Source organism: Erythrobacter sp. HL-111, from assembly GCF_900105095.1.
In the GTDB taxonomy this organism is placed as follows: domain Bacteria; phylum Pseudomonadota; class Alphaproteobacteria; order Sphingomonadales; family Sphingomonadaceae; genus Erythrobacter.
Genome location: NZ_LT629743.1, coordinates 1,418,512 through 1,435,054, shown reverse-complemented (window position 1 = coordinate 1,435,054; position 16,543 = coordinate 1,418,512). Strand labels below are relative to the sequence as shown.

The following is a 16,543-nucleotide window of genomic DNA, read 5'->3' as shown; positions in this document are numbered from 1 at the left end:
ATTCCGCGCTCCTCACCGGCTCGCGGTGCGATGGAGCAGGATGACCGGCAGAATCCCCGCCGCGAGCAGGATCAGCGCCGGGATCGAAGCCTCGGCCAGCCGCTCGTCGCCGGCGAGGCGATAGGTGCGCGTCGCCAGCGTCTCGAGGTTGAACGGGCGCAGGATGAGCGTCGCGGGAAGTTCGCGCAGGGTGTCGATGAAGACGAGCGCGCCCGCCCCGGCGAGGCTGGGGGCGAGGAGCGGGGCATGGATCCGCGCCAGCACCCGCGCCGGTCCCGCCCCGAGCGAGCGCGCCGCGGCATCGAGATTGGCCGGGATCGTCGCCATGCCGCTGTCGATCCCGTTGTAGGCGACCGTCAGGAACCGCACCGAAAGCGCGTAGACGAGCACGAGGCTCGTGCCCGTCAGCAGCAGCCCGCCCGGCGCATAGCCGAGCCGGTCGCGGGCGAAGCGGGTCAGTTCCACGTCGAACGCGCCGAGCGGGGCGAGCAGCCCCACCGCGAGCAGCGCCCCGGGCAGGGCATAGCCGAGCGTCGCGAGCCGGATCGCGCCGCCCACCAGCGGGCTGTGCGAACGGCTGCGGGCAAAGACCAGCAGCAGCGCGGCAACGAGGCAGGCGAGCGCCGTGGCAAGGCCCAGCCACAGGCTGTCTTCGGCATAGGCGGCAAGGTCGCGCGTCGCGCCGAGCGCCGCCGGCGTCGCGGCCAGCCCGCCGAGATGCAGGACCGGGACGAGGAAGCCGAGCAGCACCGGCAATGCGCAGGCGAGGCTGGCGAGCGCCTTCAGGGCTGGCGACAATTCCACCAGCGGTGTGCCCGCCCGCGCCCTCGCATCGCGGCTCTCGCTGCGCCCGGAACGGGTCGAGGCCTCGAGCGCGACGAGGACGACGACGAACAGCAGCATGATCGCGGCGAGCTTGAGCGCGGCCTGCTTGTCCCCCATCGCCAGCCAGCTGCGGAAGATCCCGGTCGAGAAGGTGGGAATCGCGAAATATTCCGCGACCCCGAAATCGGCCAGCACTTCCATCAGCACGAGCGCGAGCCCCCCGGCGATCGCGGGCCGCGCGGCGGGCAGGGCGATGCGCCAGAAGGCGCGCCACGGCCCGGCGCCGAGGCTCCTTGCGGCGCGGAACTGGCCGAGGCTCTGCGCGGCGAAGGCGGCGCGGGCGAGCAGGTAGACGTAAGGATAGAGCACGATCCCGAGCACGAAGGCCCCGCCCGGCAGCGAGCGGATGTCGGGCAGGACGCCGCCCCCCCCGTTTCCGGCAAGGCCGCGCAGCGCGCCCTGCACCGGCCCCGCGTAATCGAGCAGGTCGGCATAGATATAGGCCGCGATATAGGCCGGCACCGCCAGCGGCAGGACCAGCGCCCAGGCCAGCACGCGCCGCCCGGGAAACTCCGCCGCCGAAACGAGCCAGGCGCAGCCGACCCCGATGACGCCCGCCAGCGTCCCGGTGAGCAGCATGAGCGCCGCGGTGTTCACCACGTAACGCGGCAGGACCGAACCCGCCATGTGCGCGAGCGCCTCCATCCCCCCCGCAGGCGCGGCGACGAGGATCGCGATGATCGGCAGCGCGGCGAGGGCGGCAAGGGCGAGGGCGGGCCAATCCCACCCGCGCGGCATCGCCGGTGCGCGCCGCGCCCGCGCGGGGCCGTGCGCCGCGCTTGCCTGCGGACCATCTGTCCGACTAATGCGGCTCACTTGCACAGCCATTCACGGTCCATCGGGACAGCGGTCGGCGGAACTGCGGCCAGCGGGACAGCGGCCACGGGAACGGCGGCCATAAGGACAGCAGATTGAGCCTCGAATTCAGACATGTCGCCCATGCATATGGTGAGGTGCAGGCGCTGCGCGATATCAGTCTCGTGGCGCCGGCCGGGGAAATCACCTGCCTGCTTGGCTCCTCGGGGTGCGGCAAGTCAACCTTGCTCGGGCTGGCCGCCGGGCTGCTCCCGGTGCAGCGCGGGGCGATCCTGCTCGGCGGCGAGGTGCTGGCCGACGAAACGCGCTCCCCGCCGCCGGAGAAACGCCCGGTCGGGCTGGTATTCCAGGAAGGGGCGCTGTTCCCGCACATGACGCTCGCCCGGAACGTCGCCTTCGGCCTGCCCCGCGCGCGCCACGGCGAGGTCGGCGCATGGCTCGACCGGGTGGGGCTTTCGGGCCTCGGCGGGCGCTATCCGCACGAGCTTTCGGGCGGGCAGCAGCAGCGCGCCGCGCTCGCCCGGGCGATGGCGCCGGGACCGGCGGTGCTGCTGATGGACGAACCCTTCGCCAGCGTCGACATCGTGCTGCGCCGCAGCCTCAGGCGCGATTGCCGGATGCTGCTCAAGGGGCGCGGCGCGACCACCATCATCGTCACGCACGACCCGGCAGAGGCGCTCGACATAGGCGATCGGATCGCGGTGATGGAAGCGGGGCGCATCGTCCAGTTCGGCAGCCCGGAGGAACTGCACGCCGCCCCGTGCGCCGCTTCGGTCGGGGCGATGTTTTCGGGCGCGCAGGTCATCCCGGCCGAACGGCGCGACGGGGTGCTGGCGACCGCGTTCGGCGACTGGCCGCTCGCCAGCCTCGCCGGGGAAGTGCCCGATGTTCCGCGGCTCGACCTTCTCGTCCACGCGGGCGCGCTCGACCTGTTCGCCGACGAGGCGGGCCTTCCGGTGCGCGACGTCCATGCAACCGGCGAAGGCATGGTGCGCGTGCTGGTGGGCGGGGAGGGCGGGCGCGACCTCGCGATCGAGGCGGCGAACGCTCCGGCGCGGGACGCGCGGTTCCGGGTCGTGCCGCGGCCGGGCTCGGCCCGCGCCTTCGCCGCCCGCTGAGCGTCCGGGGGCGAGGATTGCACTTGCAAGCAGCCGTGCAATATTGCAACGCATTCGCAAATAGCGGCGCGGATCGCCCGCTCCCGACGCTGTAAGAAAGGACTTTCCCGATGCTTCGTACCCTCCTTGCCGGCGCTCTAGCCTTGACCCTTGCCGCGTGCGAGGACAGCCCGGAGGGACCCGCGCCGGGAGACAATGGCGAGGTCAACATCTATTCCTCGCGGCATTACGACACCGATCTCAGGCTCTACGAGGACTTCACCGAAGAGACCGGGATCAAGGTCAACCGGATCGAGGCCGGGGCCGACGCGCTGATCGAGCGGATCGAGAGCGAGGGCGAATTCTCGCCCGCCGACCTGCTCATCACGGTCGATGCCGGACGGCTTTGGCGGGCCGAGGAGGCGGGCATCCTCGATTCCGTTCAATCCGATACCCTCGCCGAGCGCATCCCCGCCTACCTGCGCCACCCCGATGGCCTGTGGTTCGGCCTGTCGACCCGCGCGCGCATCATCATCTACGACAAGGCGCAAGGCCGGCCCGAGGGGCTCGAAACCTATGCGGACCTCGCCGACCCCCGGTTCCGGGGCGATATCTGCGTGCGCTCCTCCTCGAACATCTACAACATCTCGCTCCTCTCCAGCATCGTCGCGCACGAGGGCGAGGAGGCCGCCGAGGAATGGACCAGGGGCGTGGTCGCCAATTTCGCGCGGGATCCGCAGGGCAACGACACCAGCCAGATCGAGGCCGTGGCGGCGGGCGAATGCCGCATCTCGATCGTCAACACCTATTACCTCGCGCGCTATGCCGGCGGGGACGAGGCCGAGCGGGCGATGTTCGATCGGGTGGGCGTGATCTTCCCCAACCAGGACACGACCGGCACCCACGTCAACGTGAGCGGGGCCGGCGTGGTCAAGGGTGCGCCCAACCGGGAGAACGCGATCCGCTTCCTCGAATATCTCACTTCGGACAGCGCGCAGCGCTATTTCGCCAACGGCAACAACGAATACCCGGCGGTAAGCGGGATCGAGGCGGCCTCGGCGGTCGAACGGCTCGGCGGGTTCAGGGCGGACGAGCTCGACGCGGCCGAGATCGGGCGCAACCAGCGCGCGGCGGTGGAGATCTTCGACCGGGCAGGGTGGAATTGAGACCGCTCTTGCCTTGTCCTTTGTCAAGGCGGGCTATGCCGTCATGTCACAAAACTACCTTGCGGCGCAGGGCCTAACAGGCCATGTCGCCGCCGATCCGAAGCGGTGCGTGAAAGCGCTCGGCCGCATCCCACATTCCCGACCCGGCGAGGCAACTAAGTGAACCAGCCCATCATCGACCGCACCCAGTTCACCGAAAGCTCGGCGCTGACGATCGAGACGATCACGCATGTCCACCACTGGAACGACAGCCTGTTCAGCCTCAAGATGACGCGCCCGGCGAGCTTCCGCTTCCGCTCGGGCGAATTCATCATGATCGGCCTGCCGGGCGAGAACGGCAAGCCGCTCCTGCGCGCCTATTCGATGGCGAGCCCGTCCTATGCCGATGAACTCGAATTCCTTTCGATCAAGGTGCAGGACGGCCCGCTGACCTCGCGGCTCCAGCACATCCGGGTCGGCGATCCGATCTATCTCGGCAAGAAGCCGACCGGCACGCTCGTCACCGACGCGCTGCTGCCGGGCAAGAGGCTGTTCATGCTGTCCACCGGCACCGGCCTTGCCCCGTTCATGAGCCTGGTGCGCGATCCCGAAGTCTACGCCATGTATGACGAGGTGATCGTGGTCCATTCGGTCCGCCAGGTGGCCGATCTCGCCTATCGCGAATTGCTCGAATCCAAGCTCGAAGGCGATCCCCTGCTCGAGGACGAGGACCGCGAGCGGATGATCTACGTCCCCACCGTCACGCGCGAGCCGTTCCGCACGCAGGGCCGGATCCAGGCGCTGATCGACGATGGCCGGCTGTTCGAACAGTCGAAGGGCCCGCAGCGGTTTGTGCCCGACGAAGACCGCGTGATGCTGTGCGGGAGCATGGCGATGATCAAGGACCATGCGGCGGACTTGGAACGCCGCGGGTTTGAAGAGGGCGCGAACAACAAGCCGGGGCAGTTCGTGATCGAGCGGGCGTTTGTGGGGTAAACTGATCCCCCTCCTCTTCAGAGGAGGGGCCGGGGGTGGTGGCGCTGCTTACTCGTTGTAAGGCAACACCTGTTCTGGCATTCAGACCCTTGAGCGATTGAGCTTCTGGGGGACTGAGGCCGTGCAACTTCTCGTTTTGCCATTCATCATCCTGAATATGCTCGCTGGCCTCGTTGGCGGTGCCGCCATGCTATTCCAAGGTGAATGGACTGCATTTTTCTTAGGTTTGGCGTGGATGCTAGTCGGAGCGTTTGCACTTTCGCTTGCACTTGTTCCGGGCATGATTTTTTTGCCAATCGTAAAGTGGGCGGCCGAGCGCGAAAGCATGCCGCTTATGTTAATTGCCGGAATTCCGGCGATGATTTGGACATATGTCGTAATTGCAATCTCATGTGTCGTTGTTTTCGCAGCGATCATTAACAATTCCGGCGTTGGACTTTTTCAGATGCTTTGGGGCTATGCTGCTGCAACCGGGCCGTGGTCTTTTCTGGCTCGCAAAGATGCAGAGGCAGGAAACGATCAGGCCTCGATGCCCGCTTTCTTTTCCCAGCTTGGCGTGATCGCAATGATGGTGGTCACATTCATCAATCCTGACGGGACTGACTTTTTTACCCTGATTTACTGGTTTGCACCTGTTTTAGGTATTGGCTTGGTGTTGCAGCTTTTCGTCTTATGGGTTGAAACGAAAAATGCCCGACGCGGATACTGGTGATCGCCCTCCAGCGTGGGTCTGCCTCGCGCTTGCTGGGGCGTGCGTTGCTGCGATCGGCGATTTTCCATACGGCTACTACCAAATCTTGCGCCTCGCTGTGACCGGATACGCAGCGTGGATCGCTGTCTTGTCACACAGTCAGAAGCGGATAGCATGGGCATGGGCATTTGGATTCTTGGCTCTTCTTTATAACCCTTTCATAAAAATCACTCTGGACAGAGACACTTGGGAGCTTGTGAACATCGTCACGTCTGGGATCATTCTGATCGAGTTCTGGAAGTTCCGGAAGGCGATGGCTCAAGGCGAACCAACCGACCCAGTCTAAAACGCACCCCCACTTTCGCGCTTGACCCCCGCCCGCAGGCGCGGTTGTATCGTGGCAAATCAAAACCCTTTGCCCGGAGAGACGCCCCCCATGCTCGCAACCTCGTACCGCACCGCCTATAACGAAGACCACGAGGCCTTCCGCGACACTGTCCGCAAGGTCTTCGCGGAAGCCCTGACCCCGCACATGGACGATCATGAGGCCAACGGCATCGTGCCGCGCGACGTGTGGAAAAAGATGGGGGACGCCGGGATGCTGTGCATGACGGTGAAGGAAGAGAACGGCGGGCTCGGCCTCGATTTCGGCTTCAACTGCGTGCTGACCGAGGAGCTGTCCTATCTCGGCTCCTCGGCGGGCTTCACGCTCCAGAACGACATCACCGCAAATTATTTCGAGCGCCTCGGCACCCCGGAACAGCGCGCGAAATATCTGCCCGGCATGGTCAGCGGCGACATCATCACCGCCATCGCCATGACCGAACCGGGCGCGGGCTCCGACCTTCAAGGCATCCGCACCACGGCGAAGAAGGACGGCAACCACCTCGTCATCAACGGGTCGAAGACCTACATCACCAACGGTCAGAACGCCGACGTGGTGATCGTCGTCGCCAAGACCGATCCGGAAAAGGGCGCCAAGGGCACCAGCCTCGTCCTCGTCGATGCTGACACGCCGGGGTTCGAGCGCGGGCGGAATCTCGACAAGATCGGCCAACATTCCGCCGACACCTCCGAATTGTTCTTCAACGATTGCCGCGTGCCGATGACCAATATCCTCGGCGCCGAAAACATGGGCTTTGTTCACCTGATGGAAGAACTGCCGCAGGAACGGCTCGGCATCGCGGTCGGCGCGCAGGCGGCGGCGCAGCGCGCCTTCGACGAGGCGGTCAAGTTCACCAAGGACCGCAAGGCCTTCGGCAAGACCGTGTTCGAGTTCCAGAACACCAAGTTCACCCTTGCCGACCTCAAAGCCAAGATCCAGGTCGGCTGGGCGCATCTCGACTGGGCGATCCGCAAGCACCTTGCGGGCGAACTCACCACCGACGAGGCGTCGGCGGCCAAGCTGTGGCACACCGACCTGCAATGGGAATGCTGCGATGTCGCGCTGCAGCTCCACGGCGGGGCGGGCTACATGAACGAATACGCCATCGCGCGGCTGTGGCGCGATGCGCGCGTCACCCGCATCTTCGGCGGCACCAACGAGATCATGAAGGAAGTGATCTCGCGCTCGATCTGAGGCATGACGCTTCCCCGCCCCGCGGGGAGGGGATCGAGGGGCGGGGGTGCGGCGTTGGCTTCTCGCGGGCCGCCGGAACCACCCCCAACCCCCTCCTTCGGAAGGAGGGGGCCTTTCTCCGCAAAAGGAGGCAATCGCCATGACCGACCCCCTCGATTTCACCGACAAGCGCGCCCTCGTCATCGGCGGGTCGAGCGGGATCGGCAACGGCATCGCGCAGGGCTTCCGCGCCGCCGGGGCGCAGGTCATCGTTACCGGCACGCGGCCCGATTCGGGGGATTATCTCGAGGCGGAGGATTCGGACTTCACCGGGCTCGCCTATGAACGGCTCGACGTGAGGGAGCGCGACGCGGCGGATGCCCTCGCCGCGAAGATCGGGCCGGTCGACGTGCTTGTCCAGTCGCAGGGGGTGGTGCGCTACAAGCGGGCCGAATTCACCCGCGAGGGGTGGGACGCGGTGGTGGACGTCAATCTCAATTCGGTGATGGACGTGGCGCGCGCCTTCCATCCGGGCCTTGCGGAAAGGGGCGGCTCGATGATCGTCGTCTCCAGCGTCGCGGCGTTCAAGTCCACCATCGGCACGCCCGCCTATGCCGCGTCCAAGGCGGGCGCGGCGAGCCTCGTCAAGACGCTCGGCGAGGCCTGGGCGCGAGACGGTGTGCGCGTCAACGGCATCGCCCCCGGCCTTGTCCCGACCAAGCTCACCGCTGTCACCACCGACCACCCCGAACGGCGCGAAGCCTCGCTCCGCGCGATTCCGCTCGGCCGCATGGGCACGCCGGAGGACATGGCCGGGGCCGCGCTCTTCCTCGCTTCGCCGCTGTCCGCCTACATGACCGGACAGACATTGGTGGTGGATGGCGGGCTGACGCTGTCCTGAAGCGGGCAGGACGGCTTTCCTACGCCCGGCGGGGGTGCCATTGCTTGGCCATGCCGCATCCCCGCCGGATTTTCCGCCCCGCACCCGTGTCCGTCACCTTCGGGAAACCGGGGGTTTTCCTTCATGATTCCAGGCATTTGTCCGCGTTCGGAAAAGGTGACACCCTGTAAACTTCGTAACCTTCAGCCCAATTCCGGCGTGCACCGCCCGCCTTCCTGACGCACAATCCGGCCGCAACCCATCGAAAGGACGAATGCCATGCAATTCACCCGCCTCGGAGCCTCGGGCCTTGCCGTTTCGCGCCTGTGCCTCGGCTGCATGAGCTATGGCGACACGTCGAAGGGCTGGCACGGCGACTGGCTGCTGGGCGAGGGCGAGGCGCGGCCCTTCTTCCGCGCGGCATTGGAAGCGGGCATCAATTTCTTCGACACCGCCAATGGCTATTCGGGCGGCACGTCGGAAGAGATCACGGGCAAGCTGCTCGGGGAAATGGCCCGCCGCGACGAGATCGTGGTCGCGACCAAGGCCTTCATCCCGTGGCGCAATGCGCCCAATACCGGCGGCCTTTCGCGCAAGGCGCTGCTGCAGGCGGTGGACGACAGCCTCACCCGGCTCGGCATGGATTACATCGACCTCTACCAGATCCACCGCTGGGACGACGAAACGCCGATCGAGGAGACGATGGAGGCGCTCCACGACATCGTGAAGGCGGGCAAGGCGCGCTATGTCGGCGCGTCCTCGATGTATGCTTGGCAGTTCGCCAAGGCGCAGGAAACGGCGCGCGCCAACGGGTGGACGCCGTTCGTTTCGATGCAGAACCAGCTCAACCTGCTCTACCGCGAGGAAGAGCGCGAAATGCTGCCCCTGTGCGAGGACGAGGGCGTCGGCGTCATCCCGTGGTCGCCGCTCGCGCGCGGGCGGCTGGCGCGGCCGCGGGGGGAGGAGACGGTGCGTTCGCAGACCGACAGCGTGGGCAAGGCGCTCTACACCGGGGACGAGGCCGACGATGCGGTGATCGACGCGCTCGCGGACCTCGCCGAGAGGCGCGGGGAGGCCATGGCGAGCCTCGCCCTCGCATGGCATTTCACCAGGGAAGCGGTCGCCGCGCCGATCATCGGCGCGACCAAGCCGCACCACATCGCCGACGCGGTGCGCGCGCTGGAGATCGACCTCGCGCAGGACGAGATCGCGGCGCTCGAGGCGCCCTATCGCCCGAAATGGCCGACAGGGATGGGGATGCCGATGCCCGCGATGGACCGGGTGAGCGTGCTCGATCAGGGCAAATGAGTTCGCGCGGAGGCAGGGACCTTCGCCCCGCAAGGGCGCCATGCCGCGCCTCCTGTGCCAATATGACAAGCCTTTCAAACCCATCAGGAACACGTCACGAACGCGTCACAAGGGTCGGCCAAGCGTCATCGGCAACCGGGCGGGGCGCTCCATGGACGTCGTCAACATCTTCCTCACCAGCAAGCTGGCGGACAGTCTCGAGGACTTCGTTCACGACCAGCGCCGCTTCACCTTCGACCGCCTCGGCCCCGCCGGGCCGGAACGTCTGGTCGAAGGGCCGATGTGGGCATTCGTCGACTGGGTGATGGACGATCTCGCCGGGCTGGAGATGTGCCGCCGCCTGCGCGCCGATCCGCGCACCTGCGAAGCGCACGTGACCATGGTGCTCGAGGAGGACGACGTCGAGGACCGCCGCCGCGCCCTGCGCGCGGGCGCGGACGATTACATGGTCGGCCCGCTCGACCGGACCACGGTGCTCGACCGGGTGCTGGCGCTACAGATCCGCTCCACCGATCGCCACTCGACCCGGCGCTACGAGGTCGGCCCGCTCGCGATCGACATGGCCGCCCTGCAGGCGCGCTGGGATGGCGAGCCGATCCAGCTGAGGCCGAACGAGTTCCGCCTGCTGCGGTTTTTCGCGGAAAACCCGAACCGGGTGCTTTCCCGCGAAGACCTCATCAACGGCCTCGGCAAGCGCGAGCCGCAGATCGACGAACGCACGGTGGACGTCTGGGTCGGCCGGCTGCGCCGAGCGATCAAGGCGGCGGGCGGGGGCAACCCGCTGCGGACCGTGCGTTCGATGGGGTACGTCTTCGACCTGAACTGAGCGGGGCGGTGAAGCGCGCGGGGCAGCCGCGGCGCAGGCCCCGCCCGGAAGCGGAGGGTGCGACGGCCAGCGCGTCGCCACCGGCACCTCGGCGTCTGGTGAGGGGAGGGGTAGGGCCTATGCGAAAACGGAAAAAGCCGCGGCACGCCTCGCGCGCCGCGGCTTTCCCGGTTCGACAGGGGTCAGAACTTCGCCTGCAGGCCGATCTGGAAGCGGGTGCCGACTTCGAAGGTGTTCACCTCGATCCGGCCGGTCTCGTTTTCGAGGAACTCGAAATTGTCCCGGCCGAAGATGTTGCGCACCTCGAGGCTGAGCTGGAGCGGAAGGCCCAGCGCGTCGAGGTCGGAACGGGTGACGAAGTCGACGACCAGACCCGGGTTCTCGATCACGTCCGGCGTGGCGAAACCGCGGGTCGTGACCCGTTCGCTCGCATAGTTGAAGAGCAGGAAGGCCTGCTGCGTCTTGTCGAAATCCTCGAAGCCGATCTGGAAGTTGGCAACGTGGTCCGACTGGCCGACCAGCGGGTTGCCTTCCTCGAACACGATCGACACCGGAACGTCGCCGACAACGGTCGGGACGAGCGCGTTCGCATCGGGGATGGACAGCTCGGAGTCGGTGTAGGTGTAGTTGGCGATGACCAGCAGTTCCTTGGTTTCGAAGAAACCGCCCCAGTTGCTGAGATCGAAGCCGTAGACGAGCTCCAGTTCGGCGCCGTAAAGCGTCGCCTCGGGCGCGTTGGCATAGGTCGTCGTCAGGTCGCCGGTGCCCGAACCGCCGAGGATGATCGGTTCGATCGGGTTCTCGATGTCCTTGTAGAAGCCGGCGAGGCTGACGCGGTTGCGTCCGCCGAAGTAATATTCCGCACGGCCTTCGAGGTTCAGGAACTCGGAGTCGATCAACTGCGCGTTACCACGGAAATCGCGGTTAGCCTCTCTTATTCACGGCGATGCGGTTGGGCGCCTCTCGGCGCGAGCTTGACGCCACTGCTGCGTGCGGCGGCGTAGAGCGGGCGTGCGGCACCGCTGGCGTCTGTTTCACCGCGCTGTGATCGATGGGCTTTTCTGGTTGAAGGACTTGGCTCGGGGTTTCTGCGGCACTGCCGCGCCCGCTACGTCGGCGCAGGCTTGAGCGCGAGAACGATGGCACGCATCAGATCGGCATCGGGGCACGCAGAGGCGAACGCTACGCGGATTCGGGTGGCGCTTTCCATGACGCGGGCAGCAACCTTGAGCAGCCGCAGGCGCAGGGTCGTAAACTCGGCTTTTGCCAGAGCGGTGGTCTTTGGGATCGCCTGCTGAACGCGCCACAGCAGCCAGTAGGCAGCGGTGTGCAGGATCAGGCGCATCTGGTTGGCGTTCGCCGACCGGCACGAGGTGCGGTCACTGGCCAGCTGGGTCTTGTGCAGCTTGATCAAGTTCTCGGCCTGCCCGCGCGCACAGTAGAGCGTGTCATAGATGTATTCAGCCGAGCCTTGGGTTAGCGATGTGACGACATAGCGGATATCCATGCCCAGCGTGCTGGCCTCGATCCTGGCGACGACGCGGCGCTGGCGGTTCCAGCTCTTCGCGCCGTAGCGGGTCTCGGCATAGCTGCGCAGGACCGGGAGTTGGCACTCGGCGCGGCGGACCGCGCAGGCATCGGCGGCAGTGACGATAACCGGATCAGCGCGCAGCGCGGCGTTGGTCGGCAGACCGAACACGTAATCGACATGGGCCGCCTCGCAGAAGGCCATGACCTCGGGCCGTCCATAATGCCCGTCACCGCGGATGGTGATGTGGGTATCAGGCCAGTGGCGGCGAAGATGGCGCACCAGACGCCGGATATGCCCTGCCGCCTCCTTGCCAGAAGGCGTCTTGCCCGTGCGCAGCAGCATCGCCACCGGCCGGCCCGTTGCCGTGTCGTAGACATGGATCGGCAGGAAGCAGCGCTCCCCATGATGTCCGTTCCAGAAGGAGAGTTGCTGATAGCCGTGCACGACGTCGCAGGTGTCATCGATATCCAGCGTCACCGCCGCCGGCGGAGTGGGGTAGCTGGCGCAGTAGATGTCGATCATGATCCCCAGCATCTTTGCCAGCTCGCGCGTGCTCGGCGCATTCTCCCAGCGGCTCATCGTCGGTTGGCTGGCCAACCCCGCACCCGATCCCGGCAGCTTGCCCAGCGCAAGGCGGAAGCCCGGATCATCGCGCAGAGCGTCGAGATCATCGGCATCCTCATAGCCGCAGGCGATCGCGAACATCCGCGCGCGCAGGATATCTTCAAGCCGATGAACCACCCGAGCAGGATCGCGCGGATCGGCAATACACGCCGCAAGCCGCTGGCAGAGCCCCATCATGCGCTCGGCCTGAGCCAGCACCAGGACCCCGCCATCCGAGGTCAGCCTGCCGCCGTCAAACGCAGCTGTGACCTTCTTGCCGCGCACTGCTGGAAACGAAAATACGGACGCGCTATCATCGCATCCGGCGGGTGTGGTCTGTGGCATATTTTGCCCCGTTGCAGGTCTGGCTTAAGCAACCACATTCCTACAACAATGCAAATGCTTACGCCACTCCCGCCAACCCGTCAGACCACCGCCGGTGAATAATCCGGGTTAGAGATCGGGTCGAAGTAGATCTGGTCGACCAGTTCGCGGAACTGGGGACGGGCGATCGTCTTCGAGGCCGCGACGCGCAGCTGGAGGTCGGGAACAACTTCCCAGGTGATCGTGCCGCCCGGCAGGAAGTAGTCGTTTTCCAGGTTGGTCTCGACCGGCAGCGTGGTCGCCTGACCTTCGGGCAGCGTTACCCGCTGGGTCGCATCCTCGTAGCGCACGCCGATATCGACGGTGATCGTGTCGGTCGGGAGCCAGCGCGCCTGGCCATAGGCCCCGTGCACCTCGAGCAGGGCGTCGAACACCGGGAAGTCGACGAAATCGAGCACGTCGACGTTGAACCCGGCGATGGTCGCCCCGTTGATGATGTCACCCGGCTTGCGCAGGCCGAGGATGGCCGGTTCGATATCGACGTCGGTCCGCAGGTCCGGGCGGATCAGCGGCGAGTAGATGCGGCTTTCCGAACGGCGATCAGTGTCCGAATAGGCATAGCCCACGGTGAGGTCGAAACTGTCGATCCCCGACCAGGTGAGGTCGACGCCCGCGGCATAGTTCTCTTCCTTCAGGTCGTCGAAGCTGACCGTCTGGTTGAAGAACTCGTTGTTGCCGTCGAAATAGGCGATGAAGTTGGAGCCGAGCACGTTGCGGAACGAATCCGCGGGTTCGTCCGGGGTGGTGTCGTTCGAGCGCGCATAGAGGATCTGCGTGTTGAACGGCGCCTCGCGGTCGGTCCGGGCATAGCCCGCGCGGGTGTCGAGCTGGAACGCCCCGTCGCCGAACTCGAATTCGCCGACGAGCTGGGTGTCGATCAGCTGCCGTTCGAACCAGGCGGTGCGCTGGCGCAGGAGGTCCGCACCGGCCTGCGAGCCGAGCGTCACGTCGAAGCCCTCGGCAAGGCGCGCGGTCTTGAGCGTGTCGCGGATGTAGAGGTTGGTCCAGCGGATCGTGTTCTCGCCGAAGTCGAGACCGAAGCTGAGCAGGCCGTTCACGAGCACGTTCTCGTCAGTGATGAAGTTCGTCGAATCTTCGGTCACGAAGGAGAAATCGTCGATGCTCGCGCGCTGGTTGCGCACGCTGCGGTTCTGCCGCTGGTTCTGGTAGCCGGCGGTGGCGATGATGCCGAGATAGGTGCCATCGCCGATTTCGAACGAAGCGCCGCCGGTAAGGTTGGCCGACATGTTCGCCGGCAGGCTGTCCTGGCGTTGCAGGGTGACGAGGTTGGTCGGCAGCAATTGTCCCGCGATCGCTTCCTTCGTCAGGGCATTGGGATCGCCCGGCGTCGCGTCGAGCGGCAGCTGGTCGAACGGAATTCCGCTGTCGATCGCCTGCTGGAGGAAGGACGGGATGTCGCGGTTGCCATTGTCGAAACCGAACGAGTCCCAGTCCGACCCGAAATAGGTCAGGCCGTTTTCGAACGTGGTTTCGCTGTCGTATTCCCCGCTCATCGAGACGGTGAGGAAGTTCTCGACGGGGATGGCGCGGGTGGTGAGGTTGATGACGCCGCCGCCGAATTCGCCGGGATAGTTGGCCGAATAGGTCTTCTGGACAAGGCTCGAGGCGATCACGTTGGTCGGGAAGATGTCGAGCGGAACGACGCGGCTGAGCGGTTCCGGGCTCGGCAGGGGGAGGCCGTTGAGGAGCGCGAGCGAGTAGCGATCGCCGAGGCCGCGGACGAAGACGCGCCCCTCGCCGACGACGCTGAGACCGGTGACGCGCGACAGGGCGCCGGCGATGTCGCCTTCGCCGGTCCGCGCGATGTCTTCGGTGGTCAGCACGTTGAGCACCTGGGTCGAACCGCGCACCGGATCGCGGGAGCGCCGCCCGGTGACGATGATGCCGCCGCCGGGGATCGAGACTTCGGGTTCGTCGTATTCTTCTTCCTGCGCGGCGCCGACGGCCTCGAGCAGGGGATCCTCCGCGTCTTCGTTGCCCTGTGGGGTTCCCTGATCCTGCGCGTGGGCAAACGTCGGGAAGGTGAGTGAACTGGTGAGAAGCAGCAGCCCTGCCAGGCGCTTGCCGGTCGACATAATGCTAGACCCCCTCATTTTAGGTCCTGAACTCGCGTGGCCGTTGCGGCCATGTTGTGCGATCGGAGAGGCGCCGCGCCAGAAGCGCGGCGCCTCCGCCAAATGTGCCGACGCGTGTCAGCCCTCACCGTTGCGGATCGGAAGCGACGTGCACGCCGAGCCCGAACCGAAGTCGAGGATGCTCGAGTCGCAGGTCCAGCCCACGAAGCGATCGTCATCGGCGCTTTCGAGCGGGCCGATGTAGTCGGCCTCCTCGAAGAAGCTCGACAGACCGGTCACGTCGAACGTCGGGGCATCGCCAGCATCGAAGAAGAACAGGTCGGTGAAGGTCACGTCCGTATCGACCGTGTTGTCGGCGTCGGCGTCGTTGTAGATCGCCTCCAGGTCGGTGAGCGACGCGCCGTCGGTGGCACGCAGCGGCTCGGAATCCGAGCAGTCGCCGAGGATCGAGTTGAAGGTCGGCCCGGCCGCCAGGGTTTCCGGCTGGTCGATGCGGACGCAGGGGGTCCCCTTGGCCTGGATCACGCCGTTGGCGAGACGGATGCGCGAACCGCCGCGGGCGCGCACGACCTGGCCGGTGGCCGAGTTATGGATGAAGGTGAAGTTCACCACCGAAAGCACGCTCCGCGGGATCGCCTCGGTCGAGTAGTCGTCCGGCGGGCTGTCGAGTTCGATGACGCTGTCACCGGTGTTCGAACGCTGGGCGACGATCACGTTCTGGAGCGCGGCCTGGGCGCCGGTGTCGGAGTCGATCGAGTCGTCCGAAGCGCCGACGACCGCGAGGTTGCGCATGTTGACGGTGCCGCCGAAGAACTCGACGCCGTCGTCCGAGCTGTTGAACGACATGATGTTGCCGAGCCTGGTGCCCGAACCGATCGCGCCGGTGGTGAGCGCCTGGAGCTCGTCGCCCGGAGCGAGCGCGAAGCCCGAGTAGCGGATCTGGTTGAAGGTCATCGAACCGGTGCTGTCGTCATCGTCGGTGCCGCCGAAAACGGTCGAGGTCGTGGTCCCTTCGACAAGCTGTTCGCACTGCGGGTTGGCTTCCGGGTCCGCGGCCGTGTTGAACACGCCGGTCGAGCAGTCGGAAGTCGGCGCGCGGCCGAGCAGCACGACGCCGCCCCACTGCTGGTCCGAATCGTCGTCGGTGAGGCCGAGCACGTTGTCGCGGCTGGTCCAGATGATCGGGTTGTCGGCGGTGCCGTCGGCCTCGATCGCGTTGCCGCGGTTGACGACGATGAAGGAGCGGCCGGTCACGGCGTAGATGATCACGCCGGGCTCGATGCCGAGCGTGACTTCCGTGCCGGTGCTGTTGAAGCCCTGGTCGGAGCCGACATCGACTCGGCCGTTCATCGCGTAGAGCAGGCCGGGAACGTAGGGCAGCTCGTCGTCGGCGTCGAAATCGCCCGGCAGTTCGCAGACGCGATATTCGCCGGTCGGACCGGAGATCGTGCCGGCATCGGTCAGGCCGCCGGTCGAGTTGATCGTCGGGCAGCCGGATGCCGGGGTGACCGTCGGGCCGCCCGTCGGGGTCGGCGTGGGAGTCGGCGTCGGCGCCGGATTGTTGATGATGATGTCGCCGCTGGTGCCGGGCGAGACGATTTCGTCCGCGCCGCAGCCAGCCAGAGCGACCAGGCTGCAACCAAGGACGAGAGTGCGTTGAATGTTTTTCACAGCGAGCGGTCCCCTCAAAAACCGAGAATCGAACAAAAGCGCCTCGTTTGAATGCG

The 16,543-nt window shown here is 66.1% G+C and carries 14 protein-coding genes; 9 read left to right on the top strand and 5 right to left on the bottom strand.

Features of this window, described 5'->3' with window-relative positions; all coding sequences use genetic code 11:
• Positions 1–12: 12 nt before the first annotated feature.
• Positions 13–1,623, bottom strand: coding sequence for an iron ABC transporter permease (locus BLU08_RS06855; protein WP_233996125.1), 1,611 nt, complete (start codon positions 1,621–1,623; stop codon positions 13–15).
• 173 nt (positions 1,624–1,796) lie between these two features.
• Here BLU08_RS06855 and BLU08_RS06850 point away from each other — a divergent pair, with 173 nt between their 5' ends.
• The 9 genes from BLU08_RS06850 to BLU08_RS06810 all read left to right on the top strand — a co-directional run bounded on the left by BLU08_RS06850 (position 1,797) and on the right by BLU08_RS06810 (position 10,202).
• Positions 1,797–2,819 carry an ABC transporter ATP-binding protein gene (locus tag BLU08_RS06850; protein WP_233996124.1) on the top strand — a complete coding sequence of 341 codons (1,023 nt, stop codon included), beginning with the start codon at positions 1,797–1,799 and terminating at the stop codon, positions 2,817–2,819.
• Positions 2,820–2,929: 110 nt separating this feature from the next.
• Positions 2,930–3,964 carry a Fe(3+) ABC transporter substrate-binding protein gene (locus BLU08_RS06845; RefSeq protein ID WP_090197233.1) on the top strand — a complete coding sequence of 345 codons (1,035 nt, stop codon included), beginning with the start codon at positions 2,930–2,932 and terminating at the stop codon, positions 3,962–3,964.
• Positions 3,965–4,123: 159 nt separating this feature from the next.
• The gene (locus tag BLU08_RS06840; RefSeq protein ID WP_090197229.1) at positions 4,124–4,939 is read left to right on the top strand and encodes a ferredoxin--NADP reductase; all 816 of its coding nucleotides are present in this window, start codon (positions 4,124–4,126) and stop codon (positions 4,937–4,939) included.
• Positions 4,940–5,060: 121 nt separating this feature from the next.
• Positions 5,061–5,651 (top strand): hypothetical protein, encoded by a 591-nt coding sequence (locus tag BLU08_RS06835; protein WP_157674474.1) that lies wholly within the window; start codon positions 5,061–5,063, stop codon positions 5,649–5,651.
• Positions 5,629–5,976: a DUF6804 family protein gene (locus BLU08_RS15625; protein WP_090197221.1), complete on the top strand. Its 348-nt coding sequence runs from the start codon at positions 5,629–5,631 to the stop codon at positions 5,974–5,976. Before BLU08_RS06835 ends, BLU08_RS15625 begins: the two co-directional genes overlap by 23 nt.
• A 90-nt stretch (positions 5,977–6,066) precedes the next feature.
• Entirely contained in the window at positions 6,067–7,209 is a 1,143-nt protein-coding gene (locus BLU08_RS06825) for an acyl-CoA dehydrogenase family protein (protein WP_090197218.1), read from the top strand.
• Positions 7,210–7,348: 139 nt separating this feature from the next.
• Positions 7,349–8,089, top strand: a complete 741-nt coding sequence (locus BLU08_RS06820) for an SDR family NAD(P)-dependent oxidoreductase (RefSeq protein WP_090197215.1) — start codon at positions 7,349–7,351, stop codon at positions 8,087–8,089.
• A gap of 258 nt (positions 8,090–8,347) precedes the next feature.
• Positions 8,348–9,376, top strand: a complete 1,029-nt coding sequence (locus BLU08_RS06815; RefSeq protein WP_090197212.1) for an aldo/keto reductase — start codon at positions 8,348–8,350, stop codon at positions 9,374–9,376.
• Positions 9,377–9,527: 151 nt separating this feature from the next.
• Positions 9,528–10,202 (top strand): response regulator transcription factor, encoded by a 675-nt coding sequence (locus BLU08_RS06810; RefSeq protein WP_090197208.1) that lies wholly within the window; start codon positions 9,528–9,530, stop codon positions 10,200–10,202.
• Between the two features lie 182 nt (positions 10,203–10,384).
• Here the strand turns inward: BLU08_RS06810 and BLU08_RS06805 are convergent, their stop codons facing one another.
• From BLU08_RS06805 to BLU08_RS06790, 4 genes are all read right to left on the bottom strand, one after another.
• Positions 10,385–11,101, bottom strand: coding sequence for a TonB-dependent receptor domain-containing protein (locus tag BLU08_RS06805; RefSeq protein WP_157674473.1), 717 nt, complete (start codon positions 11,099–11,101; stop codon positions 10,385–10,387).
• A 209-nt stretch (positions 11,102–11,310) separates the two neighbouring features.
• On the bottom strand, positions 11,311–12,681 hold the full coding sequence (locus BLU08_RS06800) for an IS1380 family transposase (protein WP_090193770.1): 1,371 nt from the start codon (positions 12,679–12,681) through the stop codon (positions 11,311–11,313).
• An 80-nt stretch (positions 12,682–12,761) separates the two neighbouring features.
• Positions 12,762–14,816 carry a TonB-dependent receptor domain-containing protein gene (locus tag BLU08_RS06795; protein WP_090197202.1) on the bottom strand — a complete coding sequence of 685 codons (2,055 nt, stop codon included), beginning with the start codon at positions 14,814–14,816 and terminating at the stop codon, positions 12,762–12,764.
• Between the two features lie 117 nt (positions 14,817–14,933).
• A complete protein-coding gene (locus tag BLU08_RS06790) occupies positions 14,934–16,487 on the bottom strand; it encodes a hypothetical protein (RefSeq protein WP_090197199.1) in 1,554 nt (517 codons plus the stop codon).
• Between the last annotated feature and the right edge of the window lie 56 nt (positions 16,488–16,543).